At 50.4% G+C, this 22,974-nt stretch carries 17 protein-coding genes and 1 pseudogene; 12 read left to right on the forward strand and 6 right to left on the reverse strand.

The window, feature by feature from the left end:
• Nucleotides 1-228: 228 nt before the first annotated feature.
• Nucleotides 229-972, forward strand: a complete 744-nt coding sequence (locus tag MJB10_RS02375) for an IclR family transcriptional regulator (RefSeq protein WP_314801374.1) — start codon at nt 229-231, stop codon at nt 970-972.
• A 155-nt stretch (nt 973-1,127) separates the two neighbouring features.
• Nucleotides 1,128-2,027 (forward strand): cation diffusion facilitator family transporter, encoded by a 900-nt coding sequence (locus MJB10_RS02380; protein ID WP_314801377.1) that lies wholly within the window; start codon nt 1,128-1,130, stop codon nt 2,025-2,027.
• 71 nt (nt 2,028-2,098) lie between these two features.
• Here the strand turns inward: MJB10_RS02380 and sleB are convergent, their stop codons facing one another.
• From sleB to acnA, 3 genes are all read right to left on the reverse strand, one after another.
• On the reverse strand, nt 2,099-2,749 hold the full coding sequence (sleB, locus tag MJB10_RS02385; protein WP_397386609.1) for a spore cortex-lytic enzyme: 651 nt from the start codon (nt 2,747-2,749) through the stop codon (nt 2,099-2,101).
• Nucleotides 2,742-2,915 (reverse strand): hypothetical protein, encoded by a 174-nt coding sequence (locus tag MJB10_RS02390; protein WP_314801383.1) that lies wholly within the window; start codon nt 2,913-2,915, stop codon nt 2,742-2,744. Before MJB10_RS02390 ends, sleB begins: the two co-directional genes overlap by 8 nt.
• A gap of 74 nt (nt 2,916-2,989) precedes the next feature.
• Nucleotides 2,990-5,707: an aconitate hydratase AcnA gene (gene acnA, locus MJB10_RS02395; RefSeq protein ID WP_314801385.1), complete on the reverse strand. Its 2,718-nt coding sequence runs from the start codon at nt 5,705-5,707 to the stop codon at nt 2,990-2,992.
• Between the two features lie 196 nt (nt 5,708-5,903).
• Here acnA and MJB10_RS02400 point away from each other — a divergent pair, with 196 nt between their 5' ends.
• From MJB10_RS02400 to MJB10_RS02445, 10 genes and pseudogenes are all read left to right on the forward strand, one after another.
• Nucleotides 5,904-6,929 (forward strand): amidase domain-containing protein, encoded by a 1,026-nt coding sequence (locus MJB10_RS02400; protein WP_314801388.1) that lies wholly within the window; start codon nt 5,904-5,906, stop codon nt 6,927-6,929.
• A 37-nt stretch (nt 6,930-6,966) separates the two neighbouring features.
• Nucleotides 6,967-8,112: a D-alanine--D-alanine ligase gene (locus MJB10_RS02405; protein WP_314801391.1), complete on the forward strand. Its 1,146-nt coding sequence runs from the start codon at nt 6,967-6,969 to the stop codon at nt 8,110-8,112.
• A 6-nt stretch (nt 8,113-8,118) separates the two neighbouring features.
• Complete coding sequence (locus tag MJB10_RS02410) at nt 8,119-8,442, forward strand: hypothetical protein (RefSeq protein ID WP_314801395.1); 324 nt, start codon at nt 8,119-8,121, stop codon at nt 8,440-8,442.
• Between the two features lie 289 nt (nt 8,443-8,731).
• Nucleotides 8,732-9,467, forward strand: a pseudogene (locus MJB10_RS02415) (BclA C-terminal domain-containing protein); the annotation flags it as partial.
• Between the two features lie 666 nt (nt 9,468-10,133).
• Nucleotides 10,134-11,123: a UV DNA damage repair endonuclease UvsE gene (uvsE, locus tag MJB10_RS02420; protein WP_314801398.1), complete on the forward strand. Its 990-nt coding sequence runs from the start codon at nt 10,134-10,136 to the stop codon at nt 11,121-11,123.
• A gap of 93 nt (nt 11,124-11,216) precedes the next feature.
• Nucleotides 11,217-11,987 (forward strand): enoyl-ACP reductase FabI, encoded by a 771-nt coding sequence (gene fabI / locus MJB10_RS02425; RefSeq protein ID WP_314801401.1) that lies wholly within the window; start codon nt 11,217-11,219, stop codon nt 11,985-11,987.
• Nucleotides 11,988-12,169: 182 nt separating this feature from the next.
• Complete coding sequence (locus tag MJB10_RS02430) at nt 12,170-13,030, forward strand: inositol monophosphatase family protein (RefSeq protein WP_314801404.1); 861 nt, start codon at nt 12,170-12,172, stop codon at nt 13,028-13,030.
• A gap of 234 nt (nt 13,031-13,264) precedes the next feature.
• A complete protein-coding gene (locus MJB10_RS02435) occupies nt 13,265-14,230 on the forward strand; it encodes a sugar kinase (RefSeq protein WP_314801405.1) in 966 nt (321 codons plus the stop codon).
• Nucleotides 14,231-14,295: 65 nt separating this feature from the next.
• Entirely contained in the window at nt 14,296-14,958 is a 663-nt protein-coding gene (locus MJB10_RS02440) for a bifunctional 2-keto-4-hydroxyglutarate aldolase/2-keto-3-deoxy-6-phosphogluconate aldolase (RefSeq protein WP_314801406.1), read from the forward strand.
• Between the two features lie 68 nt (nt 14,959-15,026).
• Complete coding sequence (locus MJB10_RS02445) at nt 15,027-15,653, forward strand: DinB family protein (RefSeq protein ID WP_314801408.1); 627 nt, start codon at nt 15,027-15,029, stop codon at nt 15,651-15,653.
• Nucleotides 15,654-15,867: 214 nt separating this feature from the next.
• Here the strand turns inward: MJB10_RS02445 and MJB10_RS02450 are convergent, their stop codons facing one another.
• From MJB10_RS02450 to MJB10_RS02460, 3 genes are all read right to left on the reverse strand, one after another.
• The gene (locus tag MJB10_RS02450; protein ID WP_314801409.1) at nt 15,868-15,972 is read right to left on the reverse strand and encodes a DUF6254 family protein; all 105 of its coding nucleotides are present in this window, start codon (nt 15,970-15,972) and stop codon (nt 15,868-15,870) included.
• A gap of 135 nt (nt 15,973-16,107) precedes the next feature.
• Nucleotides 16,108-20,658 carry a glutamate synthase-related protein gene (locus tag MJB10_RS02455; protein WP_314801411.1) on the reverse strand — a complete coding sequence of 1,517 codons (4,551 nt, stop codon included), beginning with the start codon at nt 20,656-20,658 and terminating at the stop codon, nt 16,108-16,110.
• Nucleotides 20,659-21,233: 575 nt separating this feature from the next.
• Complete coding sequence (locus MJB10_RS02460; RefSeq protein WP_314801413.1) at nt 21,234-22,580, reverse strand: glutamate-1-semialdehyde 2,1-aminomutase; 1,347 nt, start codon at nt 22,578-22,580, stop codon at nt 21,234-21,236.
• Nucleotides 22,581-22,974: the final 394 nt, after the last annotated feature.

Consider the following 22,974-nt stretch of genomic DNA (forward strand, 5'->3'; position numbering starts at 1 on the left):
GAGTTAATTGTTTAAATATTCAGACAATGTTGGCGACTATCTTTATAGTATTCTGAATGCGCTTTCAAGTCAATGTGGGTGCGGGATTTGTAAGCCTATTGTAACCATCCTGTAATAATGTAAAAAAGAGGGATTAACCTTTACGCATCAAGTTAGTTTCGTTATACTGGACATAACAAGGTTTCATATAGTGAAACAGTTTTGGCTCATGAAAGTGGTGATTCAAGGGTGGAAGATGGGAAACTAACCGTGCGCGCTGTCGAGCGTGCTTTAGATATTATGCTATGTTTTACGGGGGCGTCGGAGCTGACGTTGACCGAAATTGCCAGCCGTGCTCAGCTTCACAAAAGCACCGTGCATCGCCTTCTGGCTTCCTTAGAAGGCAAAGGCTTCATCATGCGTGATGAAGCGACGGATAAGTACAGACTGGGGTACCGCCTGTGGGAGCTTTCGGCTAACCTGTCCAAAGAAGGCGACCCTGGCATCATTTTGCTGCCAGAGATGGAACGCCTGCGCGATCTCCTCGGTGAGACGATCTCGCTGTACGTGCAAGACGGCCTGGTGCGTGTCCGCATCCAAGCCGTGCAGAGCAACCACGCCATTCGCCGGGTCGCCCCTGTTGGGGCGCGAATGCCGCTTTATGTCGGCGCCTCGAGCAAGGTGCTCGTCGCCTTTGCTGAACCAGCGCTGCTCGGGCAGCTGCTATCCTCGGCCGACTGGCCGACCGGGATTGACACGCAGGCGTTCCTGCAGCAGCTGAACGACACGCGACGGGCGGGCTTCGCCACGAGCGTCGAAGAACGCGAGCCTGGCGCGGCAGCTGTGTCCGCGCCGATTCTTGACCGCGGCGGACGGCTTGTCGCCGCGCTCGCGGTTTCGGGTCCAGCGAACAGGCTCACGCTGGAGCTGATGCAAGAACAGGCGCCGACGATTATGGAGGCGGCGCGCCGCATGGGGACGATGCTGCGGTAGCGCAGAGCCTCCCCAAACGGGAGTCTCAACACCGCACGCGCCATCCCCTCGCCCCGAGCCGCCCAAAATGGCCGTCGCTCCCGCACCCCCAACTCAAGCGGATGCTTTCTGGCGAGAAAGCCATACTAGGAGGAGGGAAGGGGAGTGGGCAAGTCATGAAGAAGACAGCCTCGATGCTGGCGATCTGGATTAGTTTGGCCAGCAACATCGTACTGACCGCGATCAAAATCATCGTCGGCCTCGTATTCAACAGCCAAGTGCTAATCGCCGACGGCATACATAACGCAGGGGATGTGATCGCCACGGCGACAGCCTATAGCTCCATGCGCGTGTCGTCAAAGCCCGCGGATGTCGATCATCCCTACGGGCATGGCAAAGCTGAGGTGCTTGGAGCATTTATTGTCGCAATTATTCTCGGTGCGGCGGCGATCTACATGGGTTATCACTCCATCCATGCGCTATTTGAAACAGCGAGCGCAGCTCACGTGATCGCGCTCATCGCCGCAATCGTCTCTCTGATCTGGAAACAGATCTTATATGTGTACACAATGCGGATCGGGCGGCGGCTTCAGAGCAAAGGACTAATTGCGACAGCCTACGATCATTTAGCCGACGTGTACGCATCGATTGCGGCATCAGTCGGTATCGGGCTTGCCCTGATCGGTGATCATTATGATATTAGCTACTTGGCATATGGTGACCCCGTAGCTGGGATTATCGTTTCCTTTCTCGTGTTGAAACTTGCCTATGAAATGGGCAGCGAATCCTTTGACATTTTGATGGAGCGTAGTGTCAGCATGGCACAAGTCGAGCAGTATGCCGCGTTGATCCGTTCGGTACCAGAGGTGAAGCGCATTGACCGTCTACGGGCGAGGGAGCATGGGCATTACATATTGGTTGATGCGCGACTTGGCGTTTCGGGCACCATGACGATTCAAGCGGGTCATGACATTATCCGCACTATTAAGCGTAAAATCAAAGAAACTCATACCGATGTAGACGAAGTGCTTGTACATTTGAATCCCTGGTATGAAGAACAAGCCGAGCAATCATAAGTAAGCCTGTAAGCACAAAAACACCTCTTCACGACTCGCCAGCGCGATGTCATGAGAGGTGTTCTCTTTTATTACTTGGCAAAAATATGATTCCCAATCTGTACCGTCTGTTGACGGGACCAGATCCATGAGCTTGTCGCTGTTTTCGGGTTAAAATAGTAGAGCGCTCCACCAGTTGGATCCCAACCGCGTACCGCTTCTAGAGCGGCTTTATAAGCAGTGCTATCTGGCACTAAGTTATACTGACCGTCGCTGACAGCAGTGAACGCGCCAACTTCGAAGACAATGCCCTGAATCGTGTTCGCGAACTGACTGGACTGCAAGCGATTCATGACGACGGCACCGACAGCTACTTGTCCTTCATAAGACTCGCCGCGGGCTTCGCTGTAAATCACTTTTGCCAATATGTCGAGCTCAGCTTGGTTAACCGTGAATTTGCGCAGCATTTCCCACGTTTTTGCCCCGATCACGCCATCCACATTCAAACCGTAGTTCGTTTGGAAGTTCCGAACAGCAGCGGCTGTAATCGGACCATATTTCCCATCTATGGAAGGCTCATAATAGCCTAGTGTTTTTAGTCGGAATTGCGCATCCCATACGTCCCCATTTTGAGTCCCTTGTTTAAGGACAACACCTGCTGCAGAAGCCGTTCCACTCCACGGAGTTGCGTTCAAACCTAAACCTAAGGAAGCTACAAGTGCGACTACGACTAGTTTATTCATCAACTTCATCTTCATCTCCCCTTTCGCTGTCCTCAGTATAGGTGCGGAATATACCTCGTCTCAACCCGCAGTTTTTGGAAATGTAAGTCAATCCCTTGGGGCTGTAAGGCTGAAGCAAGGTGCTCTTCTCATCAAAATGGCCCGTTTTATGCGTTAATTTTTCCATAAATAAGTAAAAAGCCCGAGACCGCCATAAGGCAATCTCGAGCTTGATGTGTGTGTTTTGCTGGTTATGAATGATTAGTTTTTCTCAGCAAGAATGGAACGAAGAACCGTTTGCAGGATACCGCCATTACGGTAGTAGTCTACATCGACCAAGCTATCCAAACGCACAAGTGCTGTGAATTCGAAGCTAGTGCCGTCTTCGCGAGTTGCTGTTACTTTTACAGTGGAACCTGGTTGAACGTCGTTGCTAAGGCCTGTGATGTCGAATGTTTCACGACCTGTAATTCCTAGCGTTTTCCAGCTTTCGCCGTTAACGAATTGAAGTGGAAGAACGCCCATACCTACAAGGTTACTGCGGTGAATACGCTCGAAGCTTTCCGCGATAACTGCTTTAACGCCAAGCAAGAACGTACCTTTTGCTGCCCAGTCACGGGAAGAGCCAGTTCCGTACTCTTTACCAGCGATAACAACAAGGTTTTGACCTTCAGCTTGATACTTCATGGAAGCATCGTAGATGGACTCAACTTCGCCTGTTGGCAAGTATGTTGTTACGCCGCCTTCAGTTCCTGGAGCCACTTGGTTACGAATACGGATGTTAGCGAACGTTCCGCGCATCATCACTTCGTGGTTACCACGACGGGAACCGTAGGAGTTGAAGTCTTCTCTTTTTACACCATGCTTGATCAAGTATTGGCCTCCAGGGCTGTCAACTTTGATGTTACCAGCAGGGGAGATGTGATCCGTTGTTACGGAATCGCCCAGAAGTGCCAACGTTTTAGCGCTGCGGATATCTGCGATATCATCCAGAACTGTGCCAAGGTCTGTGAAGAACGGAGGCTCTTGGATGTACGTGGAGTTCGTGTCGAACTCGTACAGATCGCCTTCTGGAATCGCGATTTCGTTGAAACGCTCATTCGCGCGGAATACGTTGCTGTATTTGTCGCGGAACATATCAGGGCTCATCGCGATGTTAAGTGCATCTTGAATCTCTTGGTTTGTAGGCCAGATGTCTTTCAAGTACACAGGTTTATCGTTTTGGTCGTAACCGATCGGATCTTTCGCAAGATCAATGTTTACTGTACCAGCAAGAGCATAAGCAACAACTAATGGAGGTGATCCAAGGTAGTTGGCTTTGACTTGAGCATGAACACGGCCTTCGAAGTTACGGTTACCAGAGATAACAGCAGCAACAGTCATGTCGTTGTCAGCAATCGCTTTGCTTACTTCGTCTGGAAGTGGACCGGAGTTACCGATACAAGTTGCACAGCCGTAACCTGCAACGTGGAAGCCTAGGGCTTCTAGGGACTCAAGCAAGCCTGCTTTTACCAAATAGTCTGTAACGACTAGGGAACCTGGTGTCAGGGAACTTTTCACGTAAGCTGGTTTTTTCAAACCAAGTGCAACCGCTTTTTTTGCAACTAGACCAGCACCGATCATAACGCTTGGGTTAGACGTGTTTGTACAGGACGTGATTGCCGCGATGACAACTGCGCCAGTACCCATTTTCACCGTTTCGCCGTTAGCGTAAGCGACGTCTACAACTTCTGCTACTTTCTCTTCAGTCAAACCGTAGCCGCCTTTTTCAATTGGCTGACGGATGATCGCGTTGAAAGATTCCTTCATATTTGTAAGCTCAACGCGGTCTTGCGGACGTTTAGGACCAGCTAAGCTAGGAACTACTGTGCTAAGGTCAAGCTCAAGAACGTCAGTGAACACTGGATCTGGCGTGCTGTCTGTACGGAACATGCCTTGTGCTTTGTAGTAAGCTTCTACAAGCGCAATTTGATCTTCCTCACGGCCAGTTGCACGCAAGTAGTTCAATGTTTCGTTATCAACAGGGAAGAAACCAATTGTTGCGCCGTACTCAGGAGCCATGTTCGCAACCGTTGCGCGGTCAGCCAAGGAAATGTTACTCAGACCAGGACCGAAGAACTCAACGAATTTACCAACAACGCCTTTTTTACGCAGGATTTGTGTAACTGTCAAAGCCAAGTCAGTCGCTGTAGCGCCTTCTGCCAATTGACCCGTCAATTTGAAACCAACAACGTCTGGAGCTACGAAGTATAGAGGTTGACCAAGCATACCTGCTTCTGCTTCGATACCGCCAACGCCCCAACCTACAACACCAAGACCGTTGATCATTGTTGTATGGGAGTCAGTACCTACGAGTGAGTCAGGGTAAACGACAGTTTCGCCGTCGATTGTTTTCGTTGCTGCAACAGATGCCAAGTACTCCAAGTTAACTTGGTGTACGATACCTGTTGAAGGAGGAACAGCACGGAAGTTATCAAATGCCGTTTGTGCCCAACGCAAGAAGCGGTAACGCTCTTCGTTACGTTCGAATTCTAAGTTAATGTTCATGTCGAGGGCATCCGGGGATCCGAAAGCATCAACCATGACAGAGTGGTCAATTACAAGGTCTACAGGAACTAGCGGGTTGATACGTTTAGGATCTCCGCCTTCACGAGCCATTGTCGCACGCATTGCCGCAAGGTCAACGACGACTGGAACGCCTGTGAAATCTTGAAGAACGATACGAGCAGGAATGAAAGGAATTTCTTTGTTCTCATCGCGGCCTTCAGCCCAGCCAGCGATTTGTTTAACGTGTTCAGCTGTAATCGCGCGGCCGTCGAATTGACGAATCGCAGCTTCAAGAAGAACGCGGATGGAAACAGGAAGGTTGTTAATTGTGCCGTGACCTTGGCTTTCAAAGTCAGGAAGGCTGTAATACTGGAACGATTTCGTGCCGACAGTTAACTGCTTACGCACAGAAAAAGAGTCCTTATTGGACATAGGTAGTTCCTCCTCAATAATAAGTTCATTGGGTTTCATCTAATGAAACTCAATTTCATAATTCCCTCTACCTCAAGTATACCGTCTGGATGTGTATGAGTAAAGATTAATTTCAATCATTTTTACAGCAAAAATGTCATATATTGAATCAATTCAAAGCAATTCGGGCTTGTCCTAACGAAGGAGGATTGCCAAGATGTCCTGGAAAACAGCGCTCTACAATTACGTTCACGCGAAAAATCAAGCAGAGCTCGAAGGCTCTGCAGGGCCATTGGAAGCCTATGTCTCAGACAGCGCTTATGTACGGAAACAGGATATCAAGGTGCGAAAGCTCTTGAACAGTTACCGTGAACGGGATGCTCGGTTGCTGCGAGGCGAAACGAAGCTCCGTTTGCAGGGCATTAAAGAGTCTCCCTATGGCATTATCGCGGATATTCAGCTGCATCGATCCCATTATTATGAGATTGGTTCGATCGAGCACCTTGAAGAACGAATTGAAAAGGAACGCGTCATTATTGAAAATCGGGGAACGGGCTGGCTGGTTCAAAGTGCAGAGCCTCTGCAAAGCGAGAAGTCGAGACTTGAACATGGGAGCCAAAGCTTTCATCTACCAGAGGGCGCTTCATTTCTCCCCACCCGGCCTGTTTCACCCTCTGTGCCATATATCCATCCTAGTATACGCCAACCTGGGGGTCAGGAATCCGTCTCTCGTAAAATCATTTATAATCGCCCCAAAGCCGTCCAATATGCGGAAACATGGTGGCAAACACCTAATCCGAGATACGAGTATTTTGAAGTAGATTGTACGAATTATGTGTCTCAATGCCTCTTTGCAGGCGGGGCTCCAATGGACTATACTGGGAAAAGGGATTCTGGCTGGTGGTTTAGCGGGAAAAAAGGGCGTCAAGAGCTCTGGAGCTATAGCTGGGCTGTTGCCAACAGCTTGCATCATTATTTGGAACGTCCCCATGCACATAGTTTGACAGGCACAGTTGTAAATGACCCGAGAGAACTTCAGCTAGGGGATACGATTAGCTATGATTGGGATGGCGACGGCAGGTTCCAGCATAATACCTTTGTGACGGGGAAAGATGCGAACGGGATGCCATTAGTGAATGCGCATACCTATAATAGCCGTAATCGGTATTGGGCGTATAAAGATTCACCTGCTTGGTCCGAACGGACGAAGTATGTGTTTATTCATGTAGCAGATGAAATGTAAATAGCAAGATACTGCAAATACTAGACGGAGGTACGTAATGAGCCGCAAAATACGAATTGGACTAATTTATGGAGGGAAATCCGGCGAGCATGACGTGTCGTTGCAAACCGCATTGGCCGTAATGAAAGCCGTGGATTTCACGAAATATGAGATTACACCGTTTTACATTTCCAAAAAAGGAGAATGGAGAAGCGGTACGCCTCATCTCGGTCCTATTGAATCCGTAGAGGAATTAACGTTTAGCGCAGGTAAAGATGTGGATGCCCCAGCTTCCAATGCGTTGGCACCCATTTTTGGCGCGATTCAAACGAAGGGCGATGTGGCGATATCCAATTCCGCTAATGCTGCAGCTGAGGACTTCGGTTTGGATGTTATTTTCCCGTTGTTGCACGGCACCTTCGGGGAAGACGGCACGATTCAAGGGTTATTAGAAATGGCCAACATTCCGTATGTTGGAGCAGGTGTATTAGCGTCCGCCGTCGGCATGGATAAAGTCATGATGAAAAAAGTATTTGCACAAGAAGGGCTGCCGCAATGTATTTTCCGCCATTTCACGCGGACCGAGTGGGAGAAGAATCGAGAGTACCACCTCGTTGAGCTGGAAACGGCGATCGGTTACCCGTGCTTCGTAAAGCCAGCTAACCTTGGCTCCAGCGTAGGGATTTCCAAAGCGAGAAACCAAGATGAGCTGATCAAGGCAGTTGCGTTTGCTTTCCAATACGACCGCAAAGTCATTATTGAAGAGAACATCGATGCCCGCGAAATCGAAGTTGCGGTTCTGGGGAACGATGAGCCGATCGCTTCTGTGGTAGGTGAAATCGTATCTTCGAATGAATTCTACGACTATAAAGCCAAATATCTCGATGGCAAATCCGCGATGATTATCCCGGCTGAGATTTCAGAGGAAGTATCTGACGAGGTAAGAGCGCTTGCGCTTCGTGCTTTCCTTGCTGTGGATGGCAGCGGCTTGTCACGGGTAGACTTCTTTTTAGGCAAAACCGATCAAAAAATCTATATCAATGAAATCAACACGATGCCTGGTTTCACGCCGTTCAGCATGTATCCGCTGCTTTGGAAAGAGACAGGTAAACCTTATAAAGAGCTGCTCGATGATCTCATTCGTCTAGCGTTAGAGCGTCATGCAGCGAAGCAAAATATCCAATATTCTTTTGATGCGGAGTAGATGAAGATGGGTTTTCAAACCGAATTTAATTCAGTGTGCAAATTTAAATCCGAACAGGAACTTTACGAACTGTTGGAGTACGGCCGCGGTAAAATGGTGAAAACCGGCTTCCGCGTCTTCCCGACAGGGCAGAAGGTCATCGCGTATACGCCGCATAACGTGGCGATTGCGATTGTGCGCATCGTCGCTTCTATCGCCGAAATCAATTTTCAAGGCGAGGAAGTGACCCAGGTGGAAATGGAGCTTCTCCGTCGCTTGACGGAGGAAGAGTCCCGCGTTCAGACCGCGCTGGCAGATGAAATGTTTTTTGGCGAGCAAGCCTCCAAATAAATAGTTTGAAAAAGAACACCGTCCCGATAAAGGGGCGGTGTTCTTTTTGTTATGCAGCGGAACGTTCGACGCCCATACAGGTTGTCACGAAAACTAGTAAAACAGTTGATTTTTAATAAGTGCCCGAGCACTTCATATTTTGGATCATATAGTACTACGATGACGGAGGAAAGAAGAGGTTGATGAAGTGGATAGTTTAGATAAAGAGAAGTCTAACAATAACGTTGATTCAAATGAACCCTCAAAGCTGCCAATTAATTCTAGCGCAAGTAGAAAACAAAAAGCCCGCATTAGTAACAGATGCTCACCGTGTTGTACGCCTAAACCCCCTAAGTGCTGCAGAAGAGGACCGAGAGGTTTTAAAGGAGCAACGGGAGCCACAGGTCCGACAGGAGCAACGGGAGCGACAGGTCCGACAGGTCCGACGGGACCAAAAGGAAAAGGAATCACTGGTGCAATGGGAGCGACAGGAGCAACAGGGGTAACAGGTCCAACAGGACCAGCTGGAGTTTCGACGGGTCCAACAGGGCCAACCGGACCGACAGGAGAAGCAGGCGCGACAGGAGCAAATGGAGCAACTGGGGCAACAGGAGCAACAGGAGCAACAGGCGAAGCGGGAGCAACGGGGGCGACTGGAACGACTGGAACAACTGGAGCAACAGGCGAAGCGGGAGCGACAGGAGCTACTGGTTCAACGGGAGCGACAGGATCAACAGGAGCAACAGGAGCAACAGGGGCAACAGGAGCCACAGGAGCAACGGGAGCCACAGGAGCTATGGGAGAAACAGGACCAGCAGGAGGAGCTACTGGAGTCACGGGCCCAACGGGACCAACGGGTCCGACAGGAGCAACAGGAGCAACAGGAGCCACAGGAGCCACAGGAGCCACAGGAGCCACAGGATCAACAGGAGCAACGGGAGCGACAGGAGCAACAGGAGCAACGGGAGCGACAGGAGCAACAGGAGCAACGGGAGCGACAGGAGCAACAGGGGCAACGGGAGTAACAGGACCAACGGGCTCATGCGAATGTACGCCTATGTATGCAAATTTTTGGAGCACTCTTTCTCAAGGTAATGTACCAACAAATACACCAGTTTCCTTTAATATTATGGGAGTTAATTCTGGAGATTTCGCCCTTGTTGGAGGAACTACAATTACAGTAATGTCGACTGGGGACTATTTAATTAACTACAGTCTTATTTTTAGAAATATGGGTGGTGACGGCTCAACACCAGTTGAAGGTGCTTATGCAATATTCATTGGAATTACGCCGATATTTACCATTGTTCCAGGCAGCGAATTTGGAACTGGTGTAGATCTTCCTAATAGTTCAATGACAAATTTACAAATTAATGGTCAGGTAATGGTACATTTCACGGCTGGTCAGCAATTCCAGCTTAGAAATATTGGTGCTACTCCAGACCATTTAACAAACAGTGTTGATGGTGCAAGTGTAAACAGTGCTGCACTTAATATCGTTAGACTAGATATTTAGAAAATTCCTCATATTCCTACATGGTTGACATAGAGGTTGGTGGACTTCATTTAATTTTCTATGTTAACCATGTTAGTAATTAATCAGAGGCTTCATGTTATACCAGGATTTATATAAGAATGGAGGACCTTTCTGATGGGAAATCTACTAGGAAAATATTGTACAAGTTATTATTGATCGAGGAGGTAAACGTTACATGATTGTTCGCCTCGGCTACGTGGCCATGTCCACGATGGTCAAGAATGCCTCGCCATCCAAGACGATGACGGCTACCAACTTTAGCAAGCTGATCGATCGGGAAGCGGCGATCCGCAAGCTGGAGCGCATTGGCGCCGAAAACTTACATAACACGCTGCGCCTCCTGAAGCATAATCGGGCGCATGATATCATGGTATTCCGTTTCTCCTCCCGATTCATCCCGCTCATCGGCCATGAGATGCTGGCGGATTGGGACCCGATCCCGACGCTGGCGGCAGAATTCGAGGAGCTCGGCAGCTATGCCAAGCTAAATGGCATGCGCGTCAGCTTTCATCCCGATCATTTTACCGTGCTCAGTACGCCAAGGAAGGACGTACTGGAGAAATCTGTTCAAGACCTGGAGCGCCACTCCGCGATGTTGAACGCGATGGGCCTAGGCTCAGAGGCGATGTGCAATATTCATGTCGGCGGCTCATACGGGGATAAGACGAATGCTGCGAGACGGTTTATCCAGAACTTCAACGCCCTGCGTCTCCCCATCCAACAGCGCATCACACTCGAAAATGATGATAAAACGTTCAACGCACTGGAAACGCTCCAGATTGCGGAAGAAGTCGGGGCACCGATGGTTCTCGATATCCATCACCATGCCGTCAATAACGAAGGTGAAGATGCGATCGAGCTATGGCCTCGCATTCAGGAGACATGGCTGAGGCGTGCTCGCGAGCATCCCGACACACCGACAGCCTCGCTGCCGCCAAAGATCCACGTCTCCAGCCCTAAGAGTGATACGGATCCGCGTAGCCACGCCGATTTCGTGGAGGTAGGTCCGCTAATGACCTTCCTGAGAGGCATTGCCCCGATCACACCGAAGTTGGATATGATGATCGAAGCCAAAATGAAAGATGGCGCCCTTTTTCAACTCATGGAGGACTTTAAAGGACAAGATGGCGTCAACATCCTCGATCAAGCATCGATTAGGCTCTAATACCCATATTTTTCTTGAATTGTTGGACAAAATGGGTTAGTTTGGAGAGAAGAACGACTAACCATGCCATTGTGAGAGGGGCTTCAACTAACCATGAGTCAATTGTTAAACGGAAAAAATATACTTGTTATGGGTGTTGCCAATGACCGCAGTATCGCTTGGGCTATTGCACAATCTTTGGCTGCGCAAGGCGCTAATCTTGTATTTACGTACGAAAACGAGCGCGTCGAAGAACGTGTACGCAAGCTGGCTGACACGATCGAAGGTTCAACATTACTGCCTTGTAACGTGACTGTTGATGCTGAGATCGATACGTTAGCTGCTGCACTTAAAGAGAAGTTCGGTGTCGTACACGGTCTTGTACATAGTATTGCTTTTGCCAAAACCGAAGAATTGGACGGGCTGTTCGTAGATACTTCACGCGATGGCTTCGCGCTTGCGCATGATATCAGCGCATACTCTCTTGTTGCGGTATCCAAACGCATTTATCCGCTGATGACAGAAGGCGGCAGCATCATGACGATGACGTACCTTGGCGCAGAGCGCGCAATGAAGAACTACAACGTCATGGGAGTTGCCAAAGCTGCGCTTGAAGCAAGCGTTCGCTACTTGGCGGCTGATCTTGGTCAATACGGCATCCGTGTTAACGGGATTTCCGCAGGTCCAATCCGTACATTGGCTGCTAAAGGCATCAAGGATTTCAACTCTATCCTGCGCCAAGTGGAAGAGAAAGCGCCGCTTCGCAAAACAACAGACACTGCTGAAGTTGGCGATACAGCGATGTTCTTGATGAGTAATCTTTCCCGCGGAATCACGGGCGAAGTTATTTATGTCGACGGTGGCTACCACATCGTTGGGATCTAAACATAACGTGTATGTTTAAATAGCGAACTGTCAGGGCAAATGCCTTGGCAGTTTTTCTCTTTTTACAGGGGAATGTGAAAATGTACGAATAATTTAGGATGAAACGCACTAGTATTAGAAACGTATAATTTACTATACTTAACGTAATATCTAAAATTTATGATAAGAAAGAGTGGATATAGATGGTAGGTAACGGATCAGAGGCTTTCGTAGTGGGCAGTAAAAGTTTTACGGCTGTAGCGATTAATACCGCGGCCAAGGCGGGGCAATGGATTAAAACGAAGCTGGGAGACATCAATCATGTAGGGACGAAGTATTCGGCGCAAGACTTGGTGACGGAAGTGGATAAAGGCTCGGAGAAGCTGATTCGCAATCTGATTATGACACATTTTCCAGATCACTCGATTCTGGGTGAGGAAGGTGTAGAGCCTGGTCCAGAGGCTTCAGCCAAAGCGCTGCAAGAGATGAGCGACGAGGAATATCTCTGGATCGTGGATCCGATCGATGGGACAACGAACTTCGTGCACGGCTTTCCGTTTTATTCGGTGTCGATTGCACTAGCGCACAAAGGTGAAGTGATTGTAGGTGTTGTCTACGACCCAACGCGCGATGAGCTGTTCGTTGCGGAGAAAGGCAAAGGCGCCTACATGCACGGCAGAAAAACAAACGTATCCGACGACGAAACGCTGCTGAGCAGCTTGATCGCAACGGGGTTCCCAGCTGACCGCGACGGGGCGCTGCCGATTAATCTGAAAGGCGTGCAGGCACTGTCGCCGAAAGTTCGCAACATCCGAGTGGCAGGCTCCGCTGCGCTTCACTTGGCCTATGTGGCCGCGGGACGTCTAAGCGGCTTCTGGGAAATTGGACTGAGCGCATGGGATATTGCGGCAGGTGCTCTGATCATTCAGGAGTCAGGCGGACGCGTGACGGATACGGAAGGAAAGCCATACCACCTAGGCGTGCGCAATGTGCTGGCAACGAATGGACGCATCCACGAAGAGCTGCAGCATGAGCTGAAAGTGGCGGAAGCAACAGGTTTATAAAGTTAGACGAAGGAATCCACTATCCGATGTCGATGATCATAAAGCCGCTTGCGCGCTCATTCGGAAACGAATGATCGGCTAGTGGCTTTTTCCTATTTTTGGGAGTAGCAATGTATGCGTAAAAGTATGGTACAAATCGCTCGAATCCTCTATAATATGAGATATATTCATTATTTAAACGTTTCAATTAACGGAATATGCAATTCGTAATTCGAAAATGGATGGAGTGCTTCTATGTCAACGAATACAGGATCAGGACCAGATATTGTTACATTTGGCGAAACGATGGCATTGCTCATGCCTTCTGGCGGGAAGGGCTTGGAGTATTCCTCGGAGCTGCACAGCTTGTTCGGCGGTGCGGAGAGCAACGTGGCGATCGGCATTTCACGTCTTGGGGGCCGTGTTGGCTGGTTTGGAAGATTGGGGAAGGACCCGCTGGGTCGCATGATTTTCAAAAAAATCCGTGGGGAAGGCGTCGACGTATCCCGTGCAGAACTGACGCCAACAGCGCCTACGGGACTTATGATGCGTGATGTGCTGATGGGCAAAACCTCCGTCTATTACTACCGCAAAAACTCAGCGGCCAGTCAGATGAGCGCAAGCCATTTGGATGAGGCGTATATCGCTGGGGCGAAAATCTTGCATGTAACTGGCATCACGCCAGCACTCAGCGAGTCGTGCCGTGAGGCGGCCTTCGAAGCGGTGCGGTTGGCGCACAAGCATGGGGTAAAGGTTAGTTTTGATCCAAATCTGCGTCTGAAACTGTGGAGCATGGAGGAAGCGCGTCCTGTACTGCTCGAGTTGGCGAAGCTGGCGGACATTTTCTTGCCTGGTTTGGATGAACTCAAGCTGTTGTACCAGACAGAAGACTGGGATGTCATCGTGAGCAAGCTGCGCGAGCTGTCGGCGATCTCCATCGTCAAAGGCGGCGAAGACGTGACTTATGTGGTGACGCAGGATTCAATAACGACCGTGCCTTATTTTAAAGCAGAGCATGTGATTGATACCGTTGGTGCAGGGGACGGGTTCTGTGCGGGCTTCCTAACAGGCTTGCAGAAAGGGTATGATTACCCTGAGGCGGTTCGCATTGGGAATTTGGTAGGCTCCATGATCGTGCAGACTGAAGGCGACTGGGAAGGCGCGCCGACGTGGGAGCAAGTGGAAGCGGTACTTAACAACACTAAACATGTAGAGCGTTAGCAGTTCGGATAGGTCCGTAAGATAAAAGAGCACATGGATGCTTGTACATAGAAGGGAAGATCACAGTGAAGAAACTTCAATTACTTCAACAAATTACAAATGAAGGTGTTGTCGCTGTTCTACGTGGCGAAACGCCAGAGGAAGTCGTCGAAATGGCGGATCAAGCGATCGCCGGCGGGATTAAAGTCATCGAAGTCACGATGACCGTGCCTTTCGCACTGCGCGCGATCGAGGAGCTGGCGAAGCGCTACTCGAGCACAGCGAAGGATGCGTCGAAGTACGCGATCATCGGGGTGGGCACAGCCCTCGACCCCGAGACGGCGCGTGCCGCGATCCTAAGCGGGGCCGAGTTCGTTGTCGGCCCGTCTTTGAACCCAGCAACGGTTACGCTGTGCAACCGTTATCGCGTACCCGTCATGCCAGGCTGCATGACGATCGCCGATATCCAAGCCGCGCTTGAGCTTGGCGTGGATATCGTGAAGCTCTTCCCGGGGAATCTGTACTCCCCGGCAATGATTAAGGCCATTAAAGGTCCGCTGCCGCAGGCGAACATTATGCCTACTGGCGGGGTGTCGCTGAGCAACCTCGGCGAATGGATCCAGGCCGGCGCAGTGGCCGTCGGCATCGGCTCCGATTTGACGAGCGAAGCCGTCAAAACAGGCAACTACAGCCTTGTCGCAAAGAAGGCTGCGCAATATATTGAAGCCTACCAAGCGGCTAAGCGGTAGGATATAAGTACGCTCCGTCGAATTTAGGACGGAGCGTATTTTTTTGTGCGGAGAGCGAGGAGGAAACGATGGCGAGAGCTAGGATTCTGCTGAGGGTGGAACATCTCGAGGCTTCTTTATCTTTTTATAGGGATCAGCTGGGATGGGGGAGGACGCCGGGGCATATCCGAGAGTTGAAGGTACCGACGGAGGACGGTTACACGTTGGTGTATTGGGAGGAGCTATTCCCCTCCCATGATGAGATTCTGGACATGTTTGGAAGCGGGGCAGGTGAACTGGAGCGCTCAATCAGAGATTTGTCAGAGGCTAGGCTCAGCCTCTCTGAGCATCCAGGCAAGTGGTCCATTCGCGAGCATGTGCTCCATGTGGTTGACCTGGAGTTGGTCACGATGCATAAAGTCAAATTCGCGCTAGCCGAGCCTGGGCGGACGTACCAAGGCAATGCCTTTCAACCTGATGATTGGCAGCTAGGCTTAGCCTACTCAGAAAGAACTATTGCAGACGAAGTGCTGCTTTTCCGTGCAGCTAGACAACATGTGCTTGGCCTATGCAAGCATCTGCCAGGTGCGATGTCGCGAACGATTCGAACGCCGCATCGCGAAGAAAGCGTCGCGCAGTTGCTGAAGATGATGGGGGGACACGCCAGCCACCATGTGCGTGCCATTCATCGAATCCGCGAACAAAACGGCATCTAGACGTGCTTTCAATTTACCCTAAGTGAATGGGGTAGCACAGATAGGTTGATGTAGGACGCATTTCCTACGGCTCAGCCCCCTGCAAGCGCATTTGGCTATCAAAGTTGTCAACACAAAGAACCCGCAAGCCAATTGGCTAACGGGTTCTTTGTGTTGGTCCCTCTAATGTGTGGGAGGAGGGGGGACTACTGGTAGTTACGTGTTTCCGCTAACGTTACTCCTTGGAGAGTTCTTCCAGAGACTTCACCTTACCATGCGGATGTTGAGCTTGTTTACGACTCTTCCATGCAGCTTCTTCACGGCGCTTCGAGTGGCTCATCGCTTGTAACCTCCTATGGTACGCGGATGGTGTTGCCCTAATAAAATGTGATAGATGTGCCTATTTTATGCAGGGCAGACACGATAAAAAAACACCACAAGACCGTTGAAGGCCCTGTGGTGTTCCTATCTTAGACTATTCCGTAGCAACGGATTGGTCAGCTTGCATGTTGACCGGGGAGATACGGATGAAGTTCGCTTCAAGGTTGCTTAGCAAACCTTCCACTTTTGCTGCAGCTTCGGATTGACCGGAGTTAGCAAGCTCAGCGTGGTAAGCTGTGAGCAATTCGGTAAGATCTTTTTTGCTTTGTACGCCAATCGGCTCAAGCTTAACTTTCGCGCCTTTTGCGATACGACGCTCGATCGCAGCTTGATCAAGACCCATTTCTGGAACAAGACGTTGGTAGATAACCCCGCCCGTCATACCTGCACAGATCCATGGTCCTGGATCACCCATAACAACGGCACGGCCGTTTGTCATGTACTCGAACGCGAAGCCTTTCAGGTTCGCACGAGCAGCTAGACCGCCCAGCTCATCGCGTAGAGGCGTTGTGATCTCGCCGCCGAAGACAACGTCAGCACCGGAGAAACGGATACATGCACGTGTATCTGCGCTGCCTTGGATCAAGAACAAGCCTTTTTGTGCGCCGTAACCGAAGGATTTACCAACACTGCCGTTGATGAAGGTGTTGTTTTTGCCTTGGGACTTCACGATGGCTACTTTACCACCGAATGCCATTTTACCAAGACCGTCTTCAGCACCACCGTATACCGTAATGTCAACGCCGCGCGCATTGAATGCCGCCAAACCGTTACCAGGTACGGAACCGTCAACGAGGTTCAAAGCAACCGTTGGAAGCTCATCGTAGCTGCCGTCGAAACGGTCCCTTACGCGATGGCTGGAGTAACGTGTTCCAAGGATACGGGACTCAGCATCCACTTTGGACCAGTTGCGAACGACAGGAGCGTCGAACGATACGGATTCTGGGAAGAACTCAAGACCTTCTGCACCAGCCGCGATACGAATATCCGAAGATACGGCTGCTTCTTCCATCGCTCTTTCAACGTCAGAAACGAATTGAAGCGGAGCTGGGCGAAGAATGTCAGACAAGTCGATACGATCATTGTGGCTGATTTGCTCCAGTAGATCGGAACGGCCAACCAGGTCTTGCAAGTTGTTGAAACCAAGGGAAGCGACGACTTCGCGTACTTCTTCACCCATACCGCCAAACAAACGAACCAAACTGTCAACAGCGATGTCGAATTGACGCGGTACGAAACGGCGAAGACCTTTTTCTTCCGCTTCTTCCATGGAATCGATTTGTGTTGCGATACCTACGTGACATGTGTCAAGGTGACAGCCGCGGCATGTTGTACAGCCGATGGATTGCATCGCAATACTGCCGAAGCCTGCGCGGTTCGCACCGAGCATAACCATTTTAACAACGTCAGCACCTGATTTCAGACCGCCATCGGACCAAAGCTCTACGCGGTGACGAAGACCAGCTTCAATCAAAGCAACGTGAGCAAGCTTCGTTCCGATTTCCGTTGGAAGACCAACGTGTGTCAAGGAGTGAATACGAGCCGCACCTGTACCGCCGTCGAATCCGGAAAGGGTAATCACGTCAGCGCCAGCTTTCGCTACACCAACCGCGATTGTACCAATACCAGGAACAACCGGGATTTTCACGATGATTTTCGCTTTGCGTCCGCTAGACTCTTTAAGCTCGGAAATGATTTGCGCCAAGTCCTCGATCGAGTAAATATCGTGGTTGTTGGATGGCGAGATCAAGTCTGAACCGATCGTTGCGTTACGAGCAGCAGCAATTTTTGCAGTAACTTTGGATCCTGGCAAGTGACCGCCTTCACCTGGCTTCGCCCCTTGACCGATTTTGATCTCAAGGAATGCAACTGCGTTAGCAAGCTCAATGTTTACACCGAAACGTCCGGAAGCGACTTGCGCTCCGCGCGTTTTTTTGTAACGGCCAAGCATATCTTTAATCTCTCCGCCCTCGCCGTTCATGGTTACCATGTTCAGACGTTCGCCGGCTTCGGCGTAGGCACGGAAAGCTGTTTCATTTTGTGAACCGAAGGACATCGAAGAAATCAACATCGGTAAGGAATGTCCGCCAATGGAAATATCAACTTGAGAAGGATCGAGCGGCTTACGGCCTTCACTCAAAGCTTTCTCAACATTGAATCCAGCGATATGACGGATCGAAATCGGGTTCTTCTTCTCCTCTTCACGCAGTTTGTCGCGGTAGTCGCTATACGGAGCAGCACCAGATGCTGCATCGCCTAGCGCCTTCCACATACGTTGGAAGAAACGGAAGTTTTTCGCTGCTTTCGCTTTGGCATTCGTGAAGTCCGCATAACGTGCTTCCGCATCAGCTTCAAGCTGTGCAAAGCCAGTTCCTGCTTTTTCGCTGCCCAGGTAGTTCACGATATCCAGCACCTCCGAAACTTCCGGATGGAAGCCGATGGAGGAGAAGAAACGTGTGTAACCACGAAGCTCGTGCGTTCCGATTGTTGAAATGACTTTCTCAAGTCCTTTCGTTAGAGCCGCGTACACTTTGCGTGCTGCTGCCGCATTGCCTTCTTTGTCAGAAGCGGTTGCGAAGAGCAAGTAAGGTGAGATCACATCTGCACCAAGACCGCAAGCGACTGCGATATCGTGCAAGCTGCGGATGGCAGCCGAACGAAGGATCAGCGTCACATGACGGCGCAGGTTGTCACCGAAACCGAGTTTTTCCGCACGAAGTGCGATATCGATTTTGGAAACGACAAGGTGTGGATCAAGCCATAGACGGTCGTTTTGATGAGCTTCAGCATCGTCCAAGACGAGAAGTACAGCGCCATTACGAACTGCAGAAATCGCATCCCCAGCAAGCTTAGTCAAGCCATCGTTGATCGACGTGCCTCTTCCGAAAGTCGTGGAAAGAACGGCAACTTTTTCCGCGCCTTGTGCACGGAATTGCGTCAACAACTGCTCAAAGGATGGTTGAGACAAGTGCTCTTCACTGCCTACGCCGTTCGTTCCTTCCAGAACAAGCGGAGCAAGAAGCTCAAGACGAAGGTTGTTGTCCACTTGTGCATAAACCGGAATACGAGCACCAGCGATAACACGTGTGGAGAAGTGTTCCATTTCACGGTCGCGGTCAATCGCAGGGTTCGTTACAACGGCAACACTTTCTTTAATAAAGTCAGGCACGTTCTGGCGTTCCCAAGCAAGAGCAGCATGCGGTGCATCGTGACCTAATGAACGAATTGGCTCAGCGCCAGTTTCGGACATCGTTTCGATGTAGGAAATGCCGTCGCGGTCCCAGCCAAAAGCGCTGTAAATTTGGTCTGTGGCTACGATCGTGTCATTAAGCTCAACTTGTGTATCTGTTGCAGTTGGGTTCAAATAAGAGCGTAGACCGTTAAAATTCAGACGTTTGCTTGCACGCTCATACACTAAGGATTGCACTTCATGGTAAGGAATCACTTGAATGTGCTCGCCTGGTGTTAGAACAACACCGACTTTCTCGCCTGGCGCGATCGGCTTAGGATCAGCAACCATTTCGCCAACCGTGATAACACCTTGCTCGGATGAGAAGTATAGGGACGTGTCGCTTTCAACCATCCATACAGGACGAAGGCCTAGTGCGTCTACGCTGAAAATACACTCATTGCCGTAACGGGAAACGATACCCGCAGGACCTTGTGCAAAGTGACCCCAAACTTGACGGTAGTACACATACAAATCTTGAAGTTCCGGACGGAACTGTTTCATTTCATTAATAATAGGAGGGAATACCAATTCCATCGCTTCGAAAAGGGACAAGCCAAAACGGTGAATGAACGTTTCGATCGTTCTGTTCATGTCTTGGGAGTCGGAACCGCCGCTAACGAGCGGAACGCCAACCATGTCAGCTTCTAGACGAAGTTTCTTAACCGTGTTGATCTCACCGTTGTGACCAAGAAGGGAGAACGGCTGAACACGGAAGAACGAGGACAAGGTGTTCGTTGAATAACGGTTGTGACCAACAGTCACTTGGGAAGCGAACAAAGGATCACGCAGATCGTTAAAATATTTAGGCAGGATGCTAGCGGCACCTAGTACTTTGTAAGCCGAAGTTACATTGCTGAGTGTCGCAACATGGACGTTATAACGATCTTCAATCGCAACATGCAGTTCAAAAAGGTGATCGGCAACTTGACCTCCGGTTTTGTTGCTGATCGCTGCAATTTGCCAAAACGTAGGCTCATCGAGAAGACCATTGGCGCCTAGCGAAGAGCTATCGACAAGGTTTTCTTGCTCGAGAATAATGGAGACATCATGGGAGGCAAAAAGCTCGCGAATACCGTTCTGAATCTCAGTAACAGTCAAGTCAAGCTTGCGTGGAACAAAGATATGACCAACAGAGAAACGGTTGTCGAAGGCAAGCTTGCCGTCTAGACCTGCGTCTGTTAATTTCTTTTCCCAGAGAGCACGTGGAATGTCTGTTAAAATACCGCAACCATCGCCTTCACCATTGATAAATCCAGAACGATGTTCCATTTTAACTAGGGATTCAATCGTTTTTTGGATGTTATCGCGGGAAGGGTGACCATTTTTTTCAATAATACAAATAATACCGCAGCTGTCGTGTTCGGTTCCTAGTAGATCTTGAAAACGGCCTTCATTACGCATCAATTCATTCATTGCTCAGGTCAGTCGCCTGACCGTCACCTCCCATACATATTTAAACTCCTCTTGCTTACGCTTCTTGCATTCTGGCGCTGATGAGCCTGCCAGCCCATTCATATTCGGGAGATTACCACTTTGTGGTCAAAACCGAAATATGCATGAATGTGAATAAAAATGCAATATAACTGAATATCATGCCAAATTACAGCGGATAAACCTCATGTAAATCGGCATAAATCGACTCGTAGTAAAGTAAGGCACTGCACACAAAAATCCATGCAATATTTGTAAATCATGCCCTAACTTTCTAGGAAAATACTGTGTATTCAAGCCGTTTCGCTAAAAGGGTAAAAGTAATCTTAGAATAGCATGAAAAACCTCATCCGACAATACTTGCAGACGCAAAACACAAATGTAAGCGTTACCTTTTTTGTATATTGGTGAATAAAACCAAAAATTCTAACAACTTCACTTCCGTATAAAGACGAACGAACTATAATCCTGATAGGATCATAGTTCGTTTTTGGGACATGCAGGTGAAAGAGTGAGAGGAATGCCGATTGACACAACAAGCTGTGAACGCGGGTGTTTTAGCGGGATTTCAACGTTTTGAAGGCGCGATCTGCCGCTTCCAGCGTTTGTGCGATGTCATCCTCCGTGTGCGCGATGGTCATGAACCAAGCCTCGTATTTGGATGGAGCCAAGTTAATGCCTTGCTCCAGCATCCCACGGAAGAAATCAGCGAAGCGTTCGCCGTCCGTGTCTTGGGCTTCATCATAATTGGTGACAGGATGGTCACAGAAATGGGTTGAGAAGGCGCCGCCGATGCGATTGAGCGTCAAGGCGATGCCATGGCGGGCGGCGGATTCCGCGATGCCGCTTGCGAGCGTCTTGCCAAGCTGCTCGAGCTTGGCGTATACACCGGCCTGCTGGAGCACCTCCAGGCAGGCGATGCCGGCGGAGATGGAGGCGGGGTTGCCCGCCATCGTGCCGGCCTGATACGCAGGTCCGAGCGGCGCGACCTGCTCCATCACTTGCTTGCGGCCCCCGTAGGCCCCGATCGGCAGCCCGCCGCCGATCACTTTGCCGAGGGCCGTCAGGTCCGGCTCTACGGCGGCGAAGCGCGCCGCCGCCTCTTGAGCGCCTCCCTCCACGAGAGGGAGGCCTGGATAGGTCTGTGCCGCTCCGTAATGGAAGCGGAACGCCGTGATGACCTCGTCGTAGATGACGAGGGCGCCGTGTTTGCGAGCAGCGGCGCAGAGCTGCTCGAGGTAGCCGGCATGGGGCATGACCATGCCGAAGTTGCCGACGATGGGCTCGACCATCACCGCGGCAATGTCTTCACCCCATCGCGCAAGCGCAGCCTCGAGTGCCGGAATGTCGTTGAACGGCACGGTGATGACCTCTTGCGCGATGCTCGCGGGCACGCCGGCGCTGTCCGGCGTGCCTAGCGTGGACGGCCCAGAGCCGGCCGCCACGAGCACGAGATCCGAGTGGCCGTGGTAGCACCCGGCGAACTTAATGATCTTGGTGCGCCCTGTGTAGGCGCGCGCCACGCGGATCGTCGTCATCACGGCCTCGGTGCCGGAGTTGACGAAGCGCACTTTGTCGAGCGAGGGAATCGCCGACTTCAGCATGCGGGCGAACTCGATCTCGAGTTCGGTGGGGGTGCCGTACAGCGTGCCGTTCTGTGCGGCGCGCGTGATGGCTTCGGTCACATGCGGATGCGCGTGACCAGTGATGATCGGGCCATAGGCGGCGAGGTAGTCAATGTAGCGATTCCCGTCTACGTCCCAGAAGTGTGCGCCTTGCGCACGCTTCATGAAGACGGGGGCGCCGCCGCCCACGGCTTTGAAAGAGCGGGAAGGGGAGTTGACCCCCCCGACGATGTGTTGCAGTGCTTCTTGGTAAAGAAGCTCGGAGTTTTTACGTTGCATAAGTATTCATTCCTTTATATATGAATTATTTGATGAGTAATCAGATTGTCGCGACGTTATATCTAGTAATTCCTCGTATCCTAAATTGAAACGGAACGTAGATGCACTAATTTAGGAAAAAGAAGCTGTTTCCCTATCTTGAGGGAACGTCGGTACGCTATTTCCCCGAAAACACGTGACATTAAGCTAAAATGGACGGAATAACGCACCGACGTTCCGCGTCTCTCAAAAAATGACTCTTTTTGGCTCTATAACTCACTGACGTTCCGCTACGATCACATTCTGGTGCTTTTAATGCAAATTGGTGCCCTTAGAGCAGCTAACTTTCCATACACTCCACCACCAGAGGAGCTCCATTCATACAAAAATACGAGTGGTTCCCCACTCGTATCAC

Source organism: Paenibacillus sp. MBLB1832 (assembly GCF_032271945.1).
GTDB lineage: Bacteria > Bacillota > Bacilli > Paenibacillales > NBRC-103111 > Paenibacillus_E > Paenibacillus_E roseopurpureus.